The organism is Lacrimispora xylanolytica (genome assembly GCF_026723765.1).
Taxonomy (GTDB): Bacteria; Bacillota; Clostridia; order Lachnospirales; family Lachnospiraceae; genus Lacrimispora; species Lacrimispora xylanolytica.
Map to the genome: position 1 here is coordinate 2,431,509 of NZ_CP113524.1, position 18,254 is coordinate 2,449,762.

Sequence of the window (18,254 nt, forward strand, 5' to 3'; positions counted from 1 at the left end):
GAACTGGTATGAACGAAAGAATAAATATACTGCCGGTTCCCACCTGGAACCGTATGGGAGTCAACTGGGCAGAGGCAAAAGCCGATCTGCCAAAAGCATCGTTACCCAAAGGGAAAAAAGAACCATACACTGGCTCCGTTTCCCACGGAATGCAGACCTTAAGAGAACTCCCCACTGAGGTGACCCAGATCCAAAGCGGAATGGGCGCCTATTACGATGAATATGTTATGGATCAAGCGGATAAGACCTGTTATTTACAGGTAAATGATGACGTAAAAGAACCATTTATAATTACAGAACAACTAGATTCCTCCAACCCGGCAAGCCGGACCCATTGGGGCATTGTGGCGGAGGAAGGCAGCCGCCTTACAGTGGTACAGATAAGCAGAGGAGACGCTATGGATGGTGCAGCTATGACCCTGACCCAGATTCATGCCAAGGCAGGCTCCTTTGTACGGCTGATTCAGCTCCAGCTTTTAGGGGATACTAGCCGAAGCTGGGAGGCCGTTGGCGCACGAATCGGAGAAGGTGCCAAGGTAGAGTTAGTCCGGGCCGTGCTTGGGGGCCAGGTGGCTGCCTCCGGCTCTCTTATGAAGCTGGAGGGTGCAAAAAGCGGATATGACTTAAACTCCGCCTATTTCGGTCACAAGGAACAGTATCTTGACTTTAACGATACTGCGGAGCATATGGGAAGGGAATCTTCCTGCGAGATGTACACCTCAGGTGTGCTTGCTGATTACAGTACGAAGATATTACGTGGTACCATTGATTTTCGCAGTGGAGCTGTCCGTGCAGTTGGACATGAAAATGAAACTGTACTCTTACTCAGCCCCACAGCCCGCAACCGTACCACTCCTCTCATACTCTGCGGAGAAGAACAGGTAGAAGGCCAGCATGCTGCTACCCTTGGAAAATTTGATGAAAAACAGCTTTATTATCTCTGCTCCAGAGGACTTACCCCCACTCAGGCAAAGCGGCTTATGGTAGAAGCCCGTTTCATGCCGGTGCTGGATCTGCTTCCAGAGGAAGACTTACGCACTGAAATACTGGAAGGCATCGAAAGGAGGCTTGACCGCCATGAAAACAATCCAGGATGATTTCCCCATACTATCCGTTTTAGAGAATGGAAAACGGCTGGTGTATCTGGATAATGCCGCCACCACTCAGAAGCCTCTGGCTGTTTTAAATGCGGTGGAGTCATATAACAAACAAGACAATGCAAACCCTCATCGCGGCGTTTATGAACTGGGTGCCCGCGCTACAAAGGCCCATGAGGATTCCAGAAGCATTGTTAGCGGCTTTTTAAATGCTTCGACTGATGAAATTATATTTACTCAGAATACCACAGAAAGCCTGAATCTTGTTGCATACAGCTACGGCATGGAATTTTTAAAGGAAGGGGACGAAATTGTCCTCTCCGTAGCGGAGCATCACAGCAATCTGGTTCCATGGCAAAGAGTCTCCAAAGTAACTGGGGCTAAGCTGGTTTATCTCTATCCCGATGCCTTCGGCCATTTGACAGAGGAAGAACTGGATCAAAAAATCACTTCCAAAACCAGGCTGATTGCAGTTGCCCAGGTATCCAATGTTCTTGGCATAGAAATCCCCGTTGCCTCCATTGTCCGCCGGGCCCGTAAAGCTGGTGCAGTCGTTGTTTTGGATTGTGCCCAGAGTGTCCCTCATATGCCGGTGGATGTAAAAGCCCTGGATGTGGATTTTGCAGCATTCTCCGGCCACAAGCTTTATGCTCCCATGGGAATCGGAGTTCTGTACGGAAAGAAAGAGATTCTTGATAAGATGCCCCCATTTTTAACGGGAGGTGACATGATTGGTAACGTTCATGAGCAAAGCTCCACCTATGCTGAGGTGCCCCGCCGTTTTGAGGCAGGCACTAGAAATGTAGGAGGCGAAGTCGGTCTGGCTGCTGCCATCGGTTATTTGAATTCCCTGGGCTGGGATAACATTCAGAATCATGAACGGGATCTTATGATACGTGCATTAAATGGATTGGCTGAAATTCCTCATATAACCGTATATGGAGACCTCTCCCCGGATAAGCGGCACGGAGTTATCGCCTTTAATGTAGAGGATGTCCACCCTCACGATACCGCTTCTCTTCTGGATTCTGACGGCATTACAATCCGGGCCGGACATCATTGCGCCCAGCCGCTCATGGAGTATTTAAAAATTAACTCCTGTGTCCGTGCCAGCTTTGGAATTTATAATACGCCAGAAGATGTGGATGCCTTAATTAACAGCTTAAAGAATGTAAGGAGGTGGATGGGCTATGGATCTTAAGGCTTTGTATAATCAAATTATTGTAGAAAACAGCCGCGCTTCCCATAACCGCCATAAGGTAGATCATGCAACAGCCGTTTTAGAGGGAGTCAATCCAAGCTGCGGCGATGATATTACACTGGAACTAAAGGTTTCAGACGGAAAGATTAAAGAAGCAGGTTTTACCGGAACCGGCTGTGCCATCTCTCAGGCTTCCGCCTCTTTGATGATTGATTTAGTCACAGGAAAAACCGTAGAAGAAGCAAAAGAACTTCTTTCCACCTTTTATGGAATGATTAAGGGAGAGATTACCGATGATGATCAACTGGAAGTCCTTGACGATATCGTTGCCTTAAAGGGAGTATCCCATATGCCAGGAAGAGTAAAATGTGCTGTGCTTGCATGGCACACCCTGGAAGAGGCCCTGGACGGAAGAAACGAATCCACTGGATGTAATGACGGCCATTCCTAATACGGTTCCAATGTTTCTTAAGCAATAGCAAGTATAGGGGAGTTCATAGAACATTCCTATATCATAAAAAATAAGCTCTGATGGTCCAAGGACCAGATCAGGGCTTATTTTTATGAAAAAATTCTATCCAAACAGGGACAGGAGAATACCAGCGGCTACTGCAGAACCAATGACACCAGCTACATTAGGACCTATGGCATGCATCAGCAGGAAATTGGCTGGATTGGCCTTCTGCCCCTCTATATGGGATACTCTGGCCGCCATGGGAACAGCAGAAACTCCAGCAGACCCAATCAAAGGATTAATTTTGCCTTTCGTAGCCCAAAACATCACCTTTCCAAGGAGTAATCCCCCTATTGTGCTGAAAACAAAAGCCAGGAGTCCCAGTCCAACGATCATAAGAGTCTGAGGACGTAAAAATGTTTCCGCATTAGCAGTGGCTCCCACCGTAACACCTAAAAATATAGTCACAATATTAATCAGGGCATTTTGCGCGGTATCTGACAAACGTTCCACAACTCCGGATTCCCGAAATAAATTTCCAAGCATAAGCATTCCAATGAGAGGAGCCACAGATGGAAGTAAGAGCACACATAAAATAGTAACGATTACAGGAAAGCATATCTTTTCCAGCTTTGATACCACCCGAAGCTGTTCCATCCTTGTCTCCCGCTCCTTTTTCGTCGTCAGCAGTCTCATGATGGGCGGCTGTATCAGAGGAATCAGAGCCATATAGGAATAAGCCGCTACTGCAATGGCTGGCAATAATTCCGGAGCAAGTCTTGACGACAGGAAAATAGCTGTCGGTCCGTCAGCTCCTCCTATGATTGCGATGGAGGCAGCTTCTGATGGCTGAAATCCCAAGGCATTTGCAAGAACAAATGCAACACAGATACCAAACTGGGCACCAGCGCCAAGAAACAGACTGCTGGGCCGGGCAATCAATGGGCCAAAATCAGTCATAGCTCCAATTCCCAGAAATATCAGCGAAGGATAAATTCCCAATTTGACTCCCTGATACAGATAATAAAGAAGTCCTCCAGGCGCTGTGCCAGCACCAGGGCCCGTCATTAAGCCTGTCAGGGGAAGATTAACGAGCATCATCCCAAAGGCAATCGGCAAAAGCAAAAGGGGCTCAAATTTGCGGACAATGGCAAGGTAAATCAAAAAACAGGCCACCATAATCATTATCGCCTGCTGCCAGGTAAGTGCAGCAAACCCTGAGCTTAACCATAAGTTTTTTAATGCATTTATAAACATAGTTTTTCTCCTCTTAATTTTCAGGTTTTTATATTTTTATCCGTTGACGTACTTCCTCTTTGAACCTTTTCCATCACAAAAGAAAACAATCGGATTGAAACGTACAGACAGAACAATACAAAAAACACAACCGCCAGCAAAAACAAGGAAACAGTCATACTTTCAATAAAATTCATCCATTATACCTCCTTTTATTTCTGTCGATTCCGGTTTGAAACACGCAAAAAAGGGCAGGGACTTCCAAAGAAGCCTCCACCCTAAAAGCAACAATTCTTGAAAACAGATACAAAATACAGAAATATCTGTCCAACCGGATCAATCATATTCATTTTTTATATCATATCGTACCACAAAGGATTTGTCAATACGGCGGAGTCTGCTACCCTTTTACTGCCCCTGTGGTCAGACCATCAACAATCTGATTGCTAAAGATACTGTACACGACTATGGTCGGCGCAATGGCTATAATAATGGCAGCAAACATCTGAACGTAATTCGTTGCATAAGGCCCTACGAAATAGGTCAAGGTTACTGGCAGCGTCTTTTTTAAAGGATCGGATATAAATACCATTGCCAGCAAAAGCTCATTCCAGTTTCCTACGAAGGTCATGAGCCCGGCAACAAACATGCCAACCCTGGCTAAAGGCAGACCAATTCTTATAAAGCAGCCGTAAATAGAACATCCATCGATACATGCCGCTTCAAACAGCTCATTGGGCATACTCTTAAAAAATCCCACCATAAGAAAAACAGTGATTGGAAGGGAAAAGGTTATGTAAGGAATGATGAGACCAATTAGATGATTGGTCAGATTCCAGCTTGAGAAACGAACAAACAGAGGTATCAATACGCAGTGAACCGGTACCATCATACCAATTAAAAAATACTGCATAAGATAACGCATGATCTTCAATCTCATTCTTGCAATGGCAAATGCTGCCATAGAACCAATTAGCAGGCTGATAATCAATGCCGCGGCACAGACAATCATGGAATTTAAGGTCGCAATTCCCAGCTTACCATTTACCCAAGAAAATATATAATTCCCTAATTGCAATACCTGGGGTATGGAAAATGGATTCGTCAGTACTTCCCGGTTGGTTTTAAAGGAAACACTGAGCATCCATAGCAAGGGAAGAATATAAATCAGTGCAAGAATAACAAGACCTATATATATAATAACATCGACAATGGTAATTTGTTTCTTCTTCTTTACCAATTCATTTGTTTTCATTCTGCCACCTCCCTTAAGCCTCATAAGTTTCAACTTTTATGCACTTGCTGATTACAACTGTCATGACCATACATAAGATCAGTAAGACAATGGAAATCGAACTGGCATATCCGTATTTAAAAAATTTAAATCCCTGGGTATACAAATGAGATGCCAAAACCTCTGTTGTATGGTTCGGGCCACCTTGTGTCATGTTGTAAACCAAGTCAAAAAATTTCAAGGAACCAATGCAATTTAAAGAAAGGGTGGTAACTAACATAGGCCGGATAAGAGGAAGCGTAATATGCATGAAAGCTCGGGATTTCGATGCTCCGTCAATATAGGAAGCTTCGTAAATATCTCTTGATATTCCACTGATCTGCGCCATATAAAGCATCATTGTCTGCCCTACATACTGCCAGAGTGCTACAAACCCAATGACCCACATAGGAAGTGGAATCAGTCCTTTGGTAGCAAAAAGCCAGTTTGGTCCCTGAACCCCAATCATACCTAAGAGTTGGTTTAATCCTATCTTAGGATTAAATAAAAATGCCCACAAAAGCCCAAGCGCTGCGGAAGACAGTACGCAAGGAAGATAATAGATATTTTTAAAAAGGTTTCTTCCCCATTTCAGATTTGTTAATATGACAGCAAGAAATAACCCTATTACCTGTTGCGTGATGCCAGAAAAAACCATAAAGAATATCGAGTTTTTCAAAGCGGTTTTCATTGTTTCATCACTGGTGAACAGATCTATATAATTCTTTAGTCCCACGAAATCTGGTTTCGTAAGCCCCGTATAATTACAAAGAGAATAATAGATCACCTGAATGATTGGAACAAATAAAATCAGTGTAAACAAAAGGAATGCCGGTGCAAGAAATATAACTGCTGCTTTTTTATCTTCCAATAACTTGTTCATGTAATATCCCTTTCCTTTCAAAGCGAAGGTATACGAATGTATTTCTGCACCGTATACCTTCTAATATCCTATGATTTATTTCTTCCAAACATTTTTATTATAAAAATCCTGAACCTTTTGGAATGCTTCTTCTGGAGTTGCATTACCAAGATAGATATCTACCATTGCATTATCAAAGAAATCTCCTGCTTCAACGCTAGCTAAAGATTCATTGTAAAAGCCTAAGGTTCCAGTAACATTCTTCATTATATCACTGATATAAGCAAACTGCTTTGGTGCTTTATCAAAATCGATCTTTACAGCAGTTACAGGAATCTTACCTGCTACTTCAGCCGTGTATCTCTGTGCAGTATCATCTGTAAACATCTTCAACAAAGCAAGGGAAGCTTCCTGATGCTTTGTAGATGAACTCATAACCAGGTTATCCGTCTTAACAATCATACGGTTAGGATTTGCTCCGCCTTCAATAGCTGGGAACTGGAAGATACCACATTTTTTTTCAAACTCAGGATTGTTGCCGTTGATCTGAGCAATAGCCCAGGATCCCTGTACCAGCATTGCTGCTTCTCCATTGTAGAAGTTAGCAGTTGCCTGATCATTGGAATCTCCAGCAGCAGAGTCCTGGAAATACTGGGACAGCTCTTTTAACTTCGTTCCTGCATCGATAAAGCTTTTATTTGTCCAATCAAGCTTACCTTCATTGACAGCAATCAGATTATCCGGACCGCCTTCTCTATCACAAAGATATCCAGCAATCATGGATAAACACCAGGAAGTACCTGCGGAACAGGAAATTGGTGTGTAGCCTGCTTCTTTAATCTTCTTACAAGCTTCGATTAAATCAGTATAGTCCTTTGGTACCTCAACTCCTGCCTTTTCAAAGATCTCTGTATTATAAAATACACAGGCTGCGGCAAAGTTTGTAGGAACCGCCATAATCTTTCCGTCATATGTAATACGCTCGAAAATACCATCGTTAAATGTCTTATACCATTCAGATTCTTTGTTTTTCAGAATATCTGTTAAATCTGCTGCTACTCCTACATCCACATACTGGTTAAGGTTTGGTCCTGGATCACAGATAAATACATCAGGTGTATTCCCTGCTGCAACCAAAGCATTCAGCTTGGTATAGTAATCATCCAGATTGGTTGTAACAACATTACAGTAGTATTTCCCCTTATACTGCTCGTTGAAGCGGTCAATGACCTGCTTGTACCCCTTACTGATAAGATCTTCTGTTGCATCCAGATTATCCCAGAACATCCAAGTGATCTGTTCTTCTGTACCGGTAGCTTTCACTGCCTCTGCTCCGCTTTCTGTGGAACCGCCTGCCGCCTGGGTAGCCCCTGTATCGGTTGAAACCCCACAACCAGAAAGTGATCCGATAACCAATCCTGCAGCTAAGAAACCTGAAATGAATCTTTTGATCATACCTTTCTCCTCCATGACTCACATTTTTTTCATATTTACTTGATGTTTTAACTTTAACAGAATTCATCAGTGATTTCTTTAAAATTATTGCCTCCAGATTATCAATTATTGCTATCATCCATTATTCGCACTTTTTATTTTTTCATATTATATACAGTATGAAGGCTTACGAATGGGTTTTTTTATGCTTTTTCACAATATAACGATTATTTGCTGTTACAATTTTCCTTTTATTATTGTAATTTTCACATATGCATCCTATAATAATTTCATTACAACAAGCAATTATTTATTGCTGATTTATAAGGAGCCGGAAAATGATAGAAAATCTGAGAGGAATTCACGAAACGGTTAATTACAAGGAATACACAAATGTTCGCCTCTATGACAACACTGAGGCAGAAAACTACCCCGCCCACTGGCATACTCCCCTGGAGATCATTATGCCAATTAAGAACAACTATTCTGTTGTCTGTGACACTCATACCTTCGAAATAAGGCCTGGGGAGATCATCTTAATATGTCCTGGCGTCATCCATTCCCTGAAAGCACCTAAGACAGGACGAAGAATTATCTTCCAGGCAGAGCTTCCCATGTTTAACGCAATCAAAGAACTAGAATCCATTCTTACACTCCTAAGTCCGACCTTAATCATCACTCCACAGGCATTCCCTACCATTCACGACAAACTTTATAACTACATGCTGGAGATTACAGAAGAATACAAAAAAGACATCCCATTAACAGAGACAAAGATCTACTCTGCCCTCTTAGACATGTTCGCCCTTATCGGACGAAATCACACAGAGCAGGTAAGCCTTCTGGATTCAGATAATATCAAACAGAAGAAATACACAGAAAAATTTATTTTTATTTGCAATTATATCAGCTGCCATTGTACAGAGGATTTGTCACTGGAGGAGGTGGCCTCACTGGTTGGATTCAGTAAATACCATTTTGCACGCTTATTTAAGCAATTTGCAAACATATCCTTTTACAAATACGTAAATAAAAAGCGGATAGCCACTGCCGAAACGCTGCTAATCAATCCCCAGCTTTCCATTACTGAGGTTGCTCTTCGTTCCGGCTTTTCAAGTCCATCCGCTTTTATCCGTATGTTTAAAATCGTAAAATCCTGTACTCCTACGGAATTTCGCCGTATGTACAACGACAGCTAATCCATAAAGTCAAGATAAAGAGTGCCAAATGATGCCATACGCTCCGATTCTCCCCGCTCCGATGCTGCATAGACTCCAATGGTGCACCCGGTAAAACCTCCTGCCATCTCCGAGCAAAGCTCTTTTAACTCCAGGGAATCGACAAGGACCGTCTGGTCTGCTTCCCCGAGGAGCCGCTGGTCTTCCCCCTTTAGGTATATGGTATGCAGACTGCCGGATATAACAGGGTTCCCCCACTCCGACACTTCATCTCCCGTTCGTTTTATCATAACTGCTTCTAAGCTTCCAGCCCGGTTCTTTATGACTGCTTTTACATAATGATTCTCATCATAGAAATAAATGAGCCCGGCCTCTTCTCCTTCCATCAAATCCGCATCTATCTCCACCCAGGCTTCAAAGCTGCGGGACAGAAGTCTTGTACAGATAAAGGAGGGAACCGACAGATCCTCAATAGTTACAGTCTTAAAAGGAAGATAAAGCTTTCCCTGTTCTATCTTAAGGGGCAGCATGTCTGGATTTCCCCTTAAACCAAGACACCTCATATCAAGAGGAGATGTCCATAGGATATCCCCCCTTGCAGCCGGCTTTGCTCTGTCACAACCAGGTAAGAACTTCATCTTTTGCTGCTCCATGACCGTTCCCACCATTGGGTTTACAACGGGCCAATCTTCTTCCCATTCTACTTTTGCTAAAAATGTTTCCCTGCCAAGCTCCGCACATCCATTCTTCGGCCTCGTTCCCAACATGACCATAAACCAATCCCCGCTTGGGCTCTCCACCAAATCCCCATGACCAATATTTTGTATGGGGTAACCATGGCCCAGATGACGGTGAGTGAGAATCGGATTATGAGGACATGATTCATAAGGACCAAAGACAGACCGGCTTCTGGCAACTGCTACGCTGTGATGGAAGGCTGTTCCTCCCTCTGCCAGCATCAGATAATAAAAATCATCCTTGCGATATACATGAGGCCCTTCCGCCCAGATAGTGTGTTTCATACTTCCATCAAAAACACTTACTGGTTTGCCCAGGAGCTTTCCTTCCCTTAAATCAAGCTCTTGAATCCATATCTCACAGTCTCCATAATAAGCCGCGTTCTCTTTTGCTCTCTGGCCTACATAATAGCAGGTTTCATCATCAAAAAACAAACTGGGGTCAATACCAGGGGCATTTTCCAAGTATATAGGATCCGACCACGGCCCATTTGCTGTCTCTGCTGTGACATAGAAATTCCCCCCGCCAGACACATTGGTAGTAATCACATAAAACAATCCATTAAAATACCGTATGGTAGGCGCATAAATCCCCTGGGAGACTTTGGCTCCATTTAAGCAAAGCTGCTCCTCCCGTTCCAGCACATGGCCGATCTGTTCCCAATCACTTAAATTATCGCTTTTAAAAACCGGTATTCCAGGTGCATATGCAAAGGTGGAATGAACCATATAAAACTCTTCCCCCACCCGGCATATGGAAGGGTCCGGGTAAAACCCCTTTTGAATGGGATTTGTAATCGTTATCATCTTAATCACCTCTCTTTGAATACCATTCCTATAAGCACACCACAGAAAACGGTTTTACAGGAAGTAAAGCCTCATTAAACAGGTTCACCTCGCAATATCCCTCTTTTGCAAACTGAATCTCTATGGGATCCTCTGATAAGGATTCAAAGGTAAGTGTAACGCTTGTATCAAGACTAAAAGTTTCTATTTCTTTTATCTGTTTCCCTTGCCAAATCTTCAGGCTTTTAATTTCTTCTCCTTTGAGGGTGAGACTCTTACCTGTATCTGAGAAATGAAGAATGAGCTTATTCTCTATTCTCTCAGCCTTTATAAACTCCGGAGATTCACAAAGAATGTCTTCCCCATATATTTTTCCACGTGCCAGAAGGGCAAGCCTTTCCCCAACTTCAATCTTCTCCTTAGGATGGATATCCTCGTACATGCCAAGGTCCATGATAGAAATCATATAAGCACCTGGAACAAGCTTGGAGACCAGTTCCTGCCGTTCCCTGATAGCTGGGTAGCCGTTGCCATCATTTCCAAGCCACCAGCCAAATGGAGCCAGCTGAACAAAAAGAAATGGCAACTCATCCTTCCAAAGCTTTCTCCAGCAGCGGATCATTGTTTCAAAGGTCTTATCGTATATGTCTGCATGACCTGCATCGGATTCTCCCTGATACCAGAGAACTCCTTTTACTGGAAAAGGTGCAAGCTTTTTGAGCATGGTCTCATAAAGGCCTGATGGGCGATAATGATGGTATGGTCCAAGAAGAACTGCGGGATCACCTGCATTTCTTTCCATCCATTCTTTCTGATCCTCTTCATTCATGCCATACATCATGGCTCTCCAGTCAATCTGATGCTCATAAGAGTCTTCAAATGCCCAGCCCTCCATGCTCTTATTCTTAATCTCTTCTTCTGGCATAGAAGATAAGGCCTGTTGATACTCTTCTTTAAAAACATGTAACGGTTCTTCATCAAAACAGGACCAGTCCATCCAGGCACAGGCAGGTGTCCCGCCCCAGTTACAGCCAATAACACCCACTGGAACGCCAATGACCGGCTGCAAAGATCTGGCAAAGGAATATCCCGGTGCAGAAAAGGTCTCCCACTGAAAATCATGCTCTAAAAACCAGCTCCCGGAATCTGGCAGCTCCCTCTTCTGGCCTTCAAATGCAATTCTCTTACAGTTGAACATATGTATATCATCATTTCTTTCCCACTTCTTTATATCATTCCAGTGAGCGTCGTATCTTAGAAAATACTCCATGTTGGACTGGCCTGCCGCAATATAGATATCTCCTATGCTTATATTGGAAATGGTGACTTCCGGAGCTTCCTCCTCATCCACAAAAATGGACAGAGTAAGTCCCACACCAGCATTCTGTTTTGAAAGCTCGCAGTAAAAGGTAACTCCATGGATCTCTGCCTCCTCCATATCATTGCAAAGGCTTATGCGAAGCCGTTTTGCCCCTGTTACTGTCCCCCATACTTTAATGGTCTTATCCCGTTGAAGCATCATTCCATCTTGAAAGATTTCAGGTAATTCAATTCGTGCCATACACTTCCCCCTAAGTATAAAATATGAAACTATTTTTCTATATTGTAGCATAGATATTTTTTTATCAAAACATAAAACTTGCTCATTTTTTATAATTATAGGCAAACAAGAAAGAGTCTGACTCGTTTGCAGAACTTTCTTATAAAATAAAAAAGCCGTCACCCGCTATCGGGTAACAGCCTTCTTTTCACCATGTTTGTCCAGAAACTACATGAAGCAGTTTCTGGTTACACAAAACTTGAATTAAGCTTCAACGTTGATGATTTCTTTCTTGTTGTAAGAACCGCAAGCCTTGCAAACTCTGTGAGGCATCATCAGCTCACCGCATTTGCTGCACTTCACTAAGTTTGGAGCGCTCATCTTCCAGTTTGCTCTACGTTTGTCTCTTCTAGCTTTAGAAGATTTGTTCTTTGGACAGATAGACATGGTTACACCTCCTTAAACTGTTTAAAAATATCCTGGATGACTGCCATTCTAGGGTCTGTAGGCCTAATATCGCAGTCACAAGTCTCACGATTGAGATTTGTTCCACATCTATTACAAATCCCCTTACAGTCTTCACTGCAGAGAACCTTCATAGGCAGGTTCAGTATGAGTTCATCACAAACCAACTGGTCTACATCCAGATTATAACCACTAACATATGGTTGTTCATCGAGATCTTCTTCACGCTCTTCCTCTGATTCACCTAAGTCAATCGTACGGATGATATCAAAATCCAAATCAATTGGAACAGGTTCCAGGCAGCGGTCACATGGAATAACAAGGGTAAGCTCTGCTTTCCCTTCCACTACCAGCTTTTTGCCTCCCAGATTGATAATCCGCAGCGTAACTGGTTTCTCAGCCGCTACTTTATAATCACCGTTTGGCCCATGATAGACTGTCATCTCGATATCTGGCGTATAAGTTTTCTCTTTCCCTTCCAGGGTAAACAACTCGGTTAAATTAATAAGCATATTAGTCTCCTAATACGCACCTATGTAATTATACATAGATGCGCACTATTTGTCAACAAAATATTTCCATATTTGATGTTACATCACTAGGATGTACCACCCTGTCCAGGATTATACCAGAGCTTTTGTTTCTCTTGCGATTGCAAGCTCTTCGTTGGTAGGAATTACACATACCTTAACCTTGGATTCCGGTGTGGAAATCATGTTATCAAATCCTCTCTTGCTGTTAGCTTCGTCGTCAATTTCAACACCAAGGTATCCTAAATAGGAACAGATTTCTGCTCTGATTGCTCTGTCGTTTTCGCCAACGCCTGCAGTAAATGCAATTGCATCAACACCGTTCATTGCTGCTGTATAAGAACCGATGTATTTAGCTACACGGTATACATAAGCACTGATTGCTGTATCAGCAAGGTGGTTTCCTTCTGCCTGAGCTTTCTGAACATCACGGAAATCGCTGGAGATGCCGCCGGACATACCAAGGATACCGGATTTCTTGTTTAAGATATCAATTACTTCAGTAACAGTCTTTCCTTCTTTGTCACAGATAAACTGTACAACCGCTGGATCAATATCACCACTTCTGGTTCCCATGATAAGTCCCTCTAATGGAGTAAGACCCATGCTGGTATCTACACATTTGCCGCCGATGGAAGCAGAGATGCTTGCACCGTTGCCTAAATGGCATACGATTACTTTGCCCTTGTTCTCATCAAGGCCACAGAACTTTAAGGTTTCCTTAGATACATAGCTGTGGCTTGTACCATGGAAGCCGTAACGACGAATGCTGTATTTCTCATAATATTCTGTAGGGATTGCATATAAAGCAGCCTTCTCTGGCATACCCATACCAAATGCTGTATCAAATACAGCTACGTTAGGAACGCCTGGCATAGCAGCTTCACAAGCTTCAATACCCATTAAGTTTGCAGGATTGTGAAGAGGTCCTAAATCGAAACAGTCACGTACTACTTTCTTTACATCTTCTGTTACAACGATAGAATCGCTATAGATGGTTCCGGCATGGAGAACTCTGTGTCCTACTGCGGAGATTTCACTTGTATCTTTGATTACGCCGTATTGAGGATCAACCAACGCATTCATAACGTGCTCAATCGCTAAGGTATGGTTAGGCATATCTTCTTCGATTACCATCTCGCCTTTTCCTTCACCCTTATGAACTAACTTTGAACCAGGGATACCGATTCTCTCACATAAACCTTTTGCTAAAACTCCCTCATTCTCCATATCGATCAGCTGATACTTTAAGGAAGAACTTCCACAGTTGATAACTAAAATTTTCATAAAAATATAATTCTCCTTCGATTATTTAACGATTTCGCCGTACTGCTCTCTACCGCAGCCAGCTGCGTTAGATTCATCGGTGTCAATATGCATAGCCAGAGCATAGGATTCGCTTACACGAACAACTACATCTCCAAAAACAAGGCTTCTGCCATCAGTGTCAATTTTTACAGATACGATCTCGCCGTTCTTTACGCCAAGCTGTTCTGCATCTGCAGGTGTTGCATGAATGTGACGCTTTGCAGCGATAACACCTTCTGCAAGTTCAATCTCACCTGCTGGTCCAACGATCTTGCAGGCACCGCTTCCAGCGATATCACCGGATTCTTTTACTGGAGCTGCAATTCCAACGGAACGAGCGTCGGTCAGGGAAAGTTCTACCTGAGTTGCTTTTCTTACGGGTCCTAAGATAGAAACGCCCTTGAACTCACCTTTGGAGCCAACAACCGCTACTCTCTCTTCACAGGCAAACTGCCCTGGCTGGGATAAATCCTTCTTCTTTGTGAGTTCATATCCCTTACCAAATAAAATCTCAAGATCTTCTTGAGATAAATGTACATGACGTGCTGATGTTTCAACAATAAACTTCATGTTTCGATATTCTCCTGTTCTCTTCCTGAAAGTTTTTAAATTAACTCTCACTCTATTCTATGAGCATTCCTCAAAATTTTCAAGTCTTGTCTTTAAATTATTTGCATTTTTTGCAAAACAATAGCATAATAGAGTATAAAATATCATAAAAAGGACTATTTTCATGGCAAACCATACTCATTGCAGTGCCGTTGGCATCATTGCTGAATACAATCCATTCCACAATGGACATGCATATCATATCAAAAAAGCCAAAGAATTATCAAAAGCAGATTACTGTATTGTTGTTATGAGCGGGGATTTCGTTCAAAGAGGCGCCCCGGCCATATTCGACAAACATACCCGCGCTACCATGGCACTTTCCTGCGGGGCTGATCTTGTAATCGAACTTCCATCTATCTTTGCCACCAGCAGCGCCGAAGACTTTGCTGCCTGCAGCATTGCCCTTCTCAGTAGTCTGGGAGTTGTAGATTCTGTTTGCTTTGGCAGCGAATGCGGAGAGATTCAAACGCTTTCAGACATCGCATCCATTCTGGCCGAAGAACCAGAGGAATATAAGCAAATACTCCGCATGGAATTAAAAAAAGGGCTGAGCTTTCCTCAGGCAAGGAACAAAGCAATCATCTCCTGCGAAAGCTTAGACGAGGAAGATGCCTCGATTCTCCTGACTCCCAATAACATACTTGGCATTGAATACTGTAAGGCGATCCACCGTCAAAACAGCAGCCTGACTCCTCTTACCATCAAGAGAGCAGGAAGCGGCTATCACGATCCTCTGGTAACCCCGGACCAATATAGCTCAGCTACTGGCATCCGAATTCTGCTGAAAGAAAACGAAGGTGGAATTACGGATACGAATTCTCTTTATCTGCAAATTCCTGAATCAGCAAGACAGATAGTAAAAAACAGCCAGCCTGTATTTCCAGATGATTTCAGTCCCCTGTTAAATGCAGCTCTCCTTCGTCTCTCCATGGATGACTCATCTCTGGAAAGGTATGCCGACGTCTCCAGGGAGCTGGCTGCCCGAATAAAAAAGCAACTGCCTGATTTTCTTCCTTTCGAAGAAAAAATAAGCAGTTTAAAGACCAAGCAGTATACCTATACAAGAATCAGCCGTGCGCTGCTCCACATCATATTAGGGATCACAACGGAGCAGATAAAGGAAGGAAAAGAATTAGGTTACGCTCCCTATGCCAGAATTTTAGGGTTTCGGAAGGACTCAAAAGACTTATTAGGGCACATAAAAATGAGAGGGAGCATCCCTCTCATTACGAAAACAGCAGGCGCAGAACTCACACTCTCAGAAGCAGCCAGTTCCATGCTCCGGCAGGATTTTTACTGTTCCCACTTATATCAGACCGTACTTCAGAACAAATATCATATTCAGAATAAGAATGAATTCACTCGTTCCGTCGTCATCTTATGACGGCGGAACAAGGAATGCGTGAATGGCATCTTTATATAGAAGAAACCGGGTTTTGGGAACAACAATTCCTTCTTCCCACATGTCTAAAAGTTCTTGAAAGGTTACAAACTTAGCATCAACCACTTCCTCTGGCTGAAGGACCAAATCCTTCCATGCAACCTTCTGGCGGGTAATATAAGTATCTACAAACCGGTCCTTAAACTGGATGGTATGGATCAGTTTTAGTTCATCCTCCCCTACCAGTAATCCCGTTTCTTCCAATAGCTCCCTTACCGCTCCCTGAAGGCTTGTTTCTCCTGCCAGTACAGATCCTCCGCTGCACTCCCACATCAGGCCGTAGGTTTTCTTTGGATGCCTTCTGGTGATTAAAACTCTTCCGGATTCATTGACAACCCAGATATCTGATATAAGATGATAATCCCCCTCCGGCATGGGAACCCCTCTCACATGGGTTTTCCCTGTCTTTTTTCTGCCTTCATCATAAACGTCCCAAAGCTCCATCATCCATTCCTCCTGCCATAAAACTCAATCAGTATGGTTAAAAGTTTGTTCCATTCCAGCCCCAATGTTCTGCTTCTTCATATTTAATATATATCTTATCCTGAGCAATCCCAACCGTATCACGGTAAATCTTGCTGATTTCCTCTGTCAGACGTTCATAATCACGCTCTGCTGCACGTCCGAATATTTTTACTTCGATAAAAGCCATCTTCGTATTGTTCTTCCCTTTAAAATAGAGAGAACAGTTATCCTCAAGGCTTACCATGAGCCAGTTTTCCGATTTTCCCGGAATCAGGCTGATTGCTTGGCCAAGTTTCGTTTTTAATGCTTCTTTTACTTCTTCGGTTAAGGGAACATTCACTTTTGAATTAATAAACGGCATGATATTCCTCCTTCATTTATATAATTTCCTTTCCGTGATTATATCATATAATTAAGGAAATTTCTATCTTTCAAAGCATTACACTTCTTTTTCTTCAAATAGTCTTGGCAAGGTCAAATCACAGTGAAGAGATTCCATAATTTCCTTGATCTCTTTTTGATTGTCCTTCTTTCCTCCCTGCTTTACGGCGCGGATCAAGATGTTTTTAGGAGTGTGTTCCATATCAATAAATTCAAGAATCTGGGTCCGGTATCCCTGGTTTTCTAATACTTCTGCACGCAATGCATCCGTATAAAGGGCTGCTGTCCGTTCTTTAATGAGCCCATACTGGTAAATTGGCGCCATCAGATCGTTTTTTAGCTGGCGGTTCATCTCATGCTGACAGCAGGGAACGGATAAAATCACAGATGCCCCCCAGCGGACTGCTTTATAAAGAGCATAATCCGTAGCGGTATCACAGGCATGAAGAGTCACCACCATATCTACATGCTCGACTCCTTCATAGGAGGCAATATCTCCATGATAGAAATTCAGCTTATGGTATCCGTATGCTTCCTTTAGCTGGTTGCATTTATCTATAACGGTCTGCTTTAAATCCAATCCGATGATACGAATGGGATATCCTTTTAACTCATGAAGATAATAATACATGGCAAAGGTGAGATAGGATTTACCACAACCGAAATCTATGATTACATTTTCCCTGTCTGAATGAAGTCTTGGAAGAATATCTTCAATAAATTCTAAAAAACGGTTGATCTGACGAAACTTATCATATCTGGTTCTGACGATTTTGCCTTCCTCTGTCATGACACCTAAATCCACCAGAAACGGAACCGGGATTCCTTCTTGTAAGATATAGCTTTTCTGTCTGTTATGTTCTGGTATGAAAGGGGCAGCCTCCATTTTTGGCTGCTGCCTTTTCTCCTTCATACTTAAGGTTCCTTTTTTACTTACCAGAACCCTTACCTGGCCTTTATTAGAATCAAGCTCCATTTGCCGAAGCTTGTCTTCCAATAAATCAGCCAGATAAGCGGCACACTCTATGACAGAAAGATTTTTGTGGAAAGCCTGGTTTCCCACCAATTCCTCTGCCTGAAATACCAAAGTCCCTTTGAGTAAGAGAGGACGTATCTTTACCTTTGAAACTCCCTCTTTTCCTGATGGATTGCTGACTATAATGCGAAGCAGGGCCTCGTCAAGATATTTCTGGACAGTTTGAATGAAATGTTCTCTTTCCTTTTGTTCCATTGAACTAAGTAATTCCTTTCTCT

19 protein-coding genes and 1 other annotated feature are annotated in these 18,254 nt (G+C 42.8%); of the genes, 5 read left to right on the top strand and 14 right to left on the bottom strand.

What is annotated here, in order from left to right:
• Positions 1–8 precede the first annotated feature (8 nt).
• From OW255_RS11495 to sufU, 3 genes are read left to right on the top strand one after another with little or no spacing between them, the layout of a single operon-like run.
• Complete coding sequence (locus OW255_RS11495; protein ID WP_268114171.1) at positions 9–1,097, top strand: SufB/SufD family protein; 1,089 nt, start codon at positions 9–11, stop codon at positions 1,095–1,097.
• Positions 1,078–2,298 carry a cysteine desulfurase gene (locus tag OW255_RS11500; RefSeq protein ID WP_024835782.1) on the top strand — a complete coding sequence of 407 codons (1,221 nt, stop codon included), beginning with the start codon at positions 1,078–1,080 and terminating at the stop codon, positions 2,296–2,298. Before OW255_RS11495 ends, OW255_RS11500 begins: the two co-directional genes overlap by 20 nt.
• Positions 2,288–2,749: a Fe-S cluster assembly sulfur transfer protein SufU gene (sufU, locus tag OW255_RS11505; protein ID WP_268114172.1), complete on the top strand. Its 462-nt coding sequence runs from the start codon at positions 2,288–2,290 to the stop codon at positions 2,747–2,749. The genes OW255_RS11500 and sufU overlap by 11 nt, the downstream gene beginning before the upstream one ends.
• Before the next feature lie 123 nt (positions 2,750–2,872).
• Here the strand turns inward: sufU and OW255_RS11510 are convergent, their stop codons facing one another.
• From OW255_RS11510 to OW255_RS11530, 5 genes are all read right to left on the bottom strand, one after another.
• Positions 2,873–4,009 carry a sodium ion-translocating decarboxylase subunit beta gene (locus OW255_RS11510; protein WP_268114173.1) on the bottom strand — a complete coding sequence of 379 codons (1,137 nt, stop codon included), beginning with the start codon at positions 4,007–4,009 and terminating at the stop codon, positions 2,873–2,875.
• A gap of 20 nt (positions 4,010–4,029) precedes the next feature.
• Positions 4,030–4,185 (bottom strand): hypothetical protein, encoded by a 156-nt coding sequence (locus OW255_RS11515; protein ID WP_155857717.1) that lies wholly within the window; start codon positions 4,183–4,185, stop codon positions 4,030–4,032.
• A gap of 71 nt (positions 4,186–4,256) precedes the next feature.
• Positions 4,257–4,321 (bottom strand) — a sequence feature (sodium ion sensor (DUF1646 type); this cis-regulatory element may regulate processes involved in with the transportation of sodium ions).
• Between the two features lie 67 nt (positions 4,322–4,388).
• Positions 4,389–5,243 (bottom strand): carbohydrate ABC transporter permease, encoded by an 855-nt coding sequence (locus OW255_RS11520; RefSeq protein ID WP_024835779.1) that lies wholly within the window; start codon positions 5,241–5,243, stop codon positions 4,389–4,391.
• 13 nt (positions 5,244–5,256) lie between these two features.
• Complete coding sequence (locus OW255_RS11525) at positions 5,257–6,144, bottom strand: carbohydrate ABC transporter permease (RefSeq protein WP_024835778.1); 888 nt, start codon at positions 6,142–6,144, stop codon at positions 5,257–5,259.
• A 75-nt stretch (positions 6,145–6,219) separates the two neighbouring features.
• Positions 6,220–7,578 carry an ABC transporter substrate-binding protein gene (locus OW255_RS11530; RefSeq protein ID WP_268114174.1) on the bottom strand — a complete coding sequence of 453 codons (1,359 nt, stop codon included), beginning with the start codon at positions 7,576–7,578 and terminating at the stop codon, positions 6,220–6,222.
• Between the two features lie 317 nt (positions 7,579–7,895).
• On the opposite strand from OW255_RS11530, the gene OW255_RS11535 reads away from it, so the two are divergent.
• Positions 7,896–8,756 (top strand): AraC family transcriptional regulator, encoded by an 861-nt coding sequence (locus OW255_RS11535; RefSeq protein ID WP_024835776.1) that lies wholly within the window; start codon positions 7,896–7,898, stop codon positions 8,754–8,756.
• Here OW255_RS11535 and OW255_RS11540 read toward each other — a convergent pair.
• The 6 genes from OW255_RS11540 to pduL all read right to left on the bottom strand — a co-directional run bounded on the left by OW255_RS11540 (position 8,753) and on the right by pduL (position 14,671).
• Positions 8,753–10,279, bottom strand: coding sequence for a glycoside hydrolase family 43 protein (locus OW255_RS11540; RefSeq protein WP_268114175.1), 1,527 nt, complete (start codon positions 10,277–10,279; stop codon positions 8,753–8,755). The two genes, OW255_RS11535 and OW255_RS11540, sit on opposite strands and share 4 nt — an antisense overlap.
• Positions 10,280–10,307: 28 nt before the next feature.
• Positions 10,308–11,819, bottom strand: coding sequence for a sialate O-acetylesterase (locus OW255_RS11545; RefSeq protein ID WP_268114176.1), 1,512 nt, complete (start codon positions 11,817–11,819; stop codon positions 10,308–10,310).
• 243 nt (positions 11,820–12,062) lie between these two features.
• Entirely contained in the window at positions 12,063–12,245 is a 183-nt protein-coding gene (gene rpmF / locus OW255_RS11550; RefSeq protein WP_024835773.1) for a 50S ribosomal protein L32, read from the bottom strand.
• A 2-nt stretch (positions 12,246–12,247) separates the two neighbouring features.
• On the bottom strand, positions 12,248–12,775 hold the full coding sequence (locus tag OW255_RS11555) for a YceD family protein (RefSeq protein WP_024835772.1): 528 nt from the start codon (positions 12,773–12,775) through the stop codon (positions 12,248–12,250).
• Positions 12,776–12,886: 111 nt separating this feature from the next.
• Positions 12,887–14,080 carry an acetate/propionate family kinase gene (locus OW255_RS11560; protein ID WP_024835771.1) on the bottom strand — a complete coding sequence of 398 codons (1,194 nt, stop codon included), beginning with the start codon at positions 14,078–14,080 and terminating at the stop codon, positions 12,887–12,889.
• 21 nt (positions 14,081–14,101) lie between these two features.
• Entirely contained in the window at positions 14,102–14,671 is a 570-nt protein-coding gene (gene pduL / locus OW255_RS11565) for a phosphate propanoyltransferase (RefSeq protein ID WP_024835770.1), read from the bottom strand.
• Positions 14,672–14,834: 163 nt separating this feature from the next.
• On the opposite strand from pduL, the gene OW255_RS11570 reads away from it, so the two are divergent.
• Complete coding sequence (locus tag OW255_RS11570; RefSeq protein ID WP_268114177.1) at positions 14,835–16,097, top strand: nucleotidyltransferase; 1,263 nt, start codon at positions 14,835–14,837, stop codon at positions 16,095–16,097.
• Here the strand turns inward: OW255_RS11570 and OW255_RS11575 are convergent.
• From OW255_RS11575 to OW255_RS11585, 3 genes are all read right to left on the bottom strand, one after another.
• Positions 16,092–16,601 (bottom strand): NUDIX hydrolase, encoded by a 510-nt coding sequence (locus tag OW255_RS11575; RefSeq protein WP_035317591.1) that lies wholly within the window; start codon positions 16,599–16,601, stop codon positions 16,092–16,094. The two genes, OW255_RS11570 and OW255_RS11575, sit on opposite strands and share 6 nt — an antisense overlap.
• A gap of 34 nt (positions 16,602–16,635) precedes the next feature.
• Positions 16,636–16,980 carry a phenylpyruvate tautomerase MIF-related protein gene (locus OW255_RS11580; RefSeq protein WP_024835767.1) on the bottom strand — a complete coding sequence of 115 codons (345 nt, stop codon included), beginning with the start codon at positions 16,978–16,980 and terminating at the stop codon, positions 16,636–16,638.
• A gap of 78 nt (positions 16,981–17,058) precedes the next feature.
• Complete coding sequence (locus OW255_RS11585; protein ID WP_024835766.1) at positions 17,059–18,231, bottom strand: class I SAM-dependent methyltransferase; 1,173 nt, start codon at positions 18,229–18,231, stop codon at positions 17,059–17,061.
• Positions 18,232–18,254: the final 23 nt, after the last annotated feature.

Coding starts and splice junctions, on each gene's coding strand:
- OW255_RS11495 (WP_268114171.1), top strand. CDS start 9: ATGAACGAAAGAATAAATATACTGCCGGTTCCCACCTGGAACCGTATG.
- OW255_RS11500 (WP_024835782.1), top strand. CDS start 1,078: ATGAAAACAATCCAGGATGATTTCCCCATACTATCCGTTTTAGAGAAT.
- sufU (WP_268114172.1), top strand. CDS start 2,288: ATGGATCTTAAGGCTTTGTATAATCAAATTATTGTAGAAAACAGCCGC.
- OW255_RS11510 (WP_268114173.1), bottom strand. CDS start 4,009: ATGTTTATAAATGCATTAAAAAACTTATGGTTAAGCTCAGGGTTTGCT.
- OW255_RS11515 (WP_155857717.1), bottom strand. CDS start 4,185: ATGAATTTTATTGAAAGTATGACTGTTTCCTTGTTTTTGCTGGCGGTT.
- OW255_RS11520 (WP_024835779.1), bottom strand. CDS start 5,243: ATGAAAACAAATGAATTGGTAAAGAAGAAGAAACAAATTACCATTGTC.
- OW255_RS11525 (WP_024835778.1), bottom strand. CDS start 6,144: ATGAACAAGTTATTGGAAGATAAAAAAGCAGCAGTTATATTTCTTGCA.
- OW255_RS11530 (WP_268114174.1), bottom strand. CDS start 7,578: ATGATCAAAAGATTCATTTCAGGTTTCTTAGCTGCAGGATTGGTTATC.
- OW255_RS11535 (WP_024835776.1), top strand. CDS start 7,896: ATGATAGAAAATCTGAGAGGAATTCACGAAACGGTTAATTACAAGGAA.
- OW255_RS11540 (WP_268114175.1), bottom strand. CDS start 10,279: ATGATAACGATTACAAATCCCATTCAAAAGGGGTTTTACCCGGACCCT.
- OW255_RS11545 (WP_268114176.1), bottom strand. CDS start 11,819: ATGGCACGAATTGAATTACCTGAAATCTTTCAAGATGGAATGATGCTT.
- rpmF (WP_024835773.1), bottom strand. CDS start 12,245: ATGTCTATCTGTCCAAAGAACAAATCTTCTAAAGCTAGAAGAGACAAA.
- OW255_RS11555 (WP_024835772.1), bottom strand. CDS start 12,775: ATGCTTATTAATTTAACCGAGTTGTTTACCCTGGAAGGGAAAGAGAAA.
- OW255_RS11560 (WP_024835771.1), bottom strand. CDS start 14,080: ATGAAAATTTTAGTTATCAACTGTGGAAGTTCTTCCTTAAAGTATCAG.
- pduL (WP_024835770.1), bottom strand. CDS start 14,671: ATGAAGTTTATTGTTGAAACATCAGCACGTCATGTACATTTATCTCAA.
- OW255_RS11570 (WP_268114177.1), top strand. CDS start 14,835: ATGGCAAACCATACTCATTGCAGTGCCGTTGGCATCATTGCTGAATAC.
- OW255_RS11575 (WP_035317591.1), bottom strand. CDS start 16,601: ATGATGGAGCTTTGGGACGTTTATGATGAAGGCAGAAAAAAGACAGGG.
- OW255_RS11580 (WP_024835767.1), bottom strand. CDS start 16,980: ATGCCGTTTATTAATTCAAAAGTGAATGTTCCCTTAACCGAAGAAGTA.
- OW255_RS11585 (WP_024835766.1), bottom strand. CDS start 18,231: ATGGAACAAAAGGAAAGAGAACATTTCATTCAAACTGTCCAGAAATAT.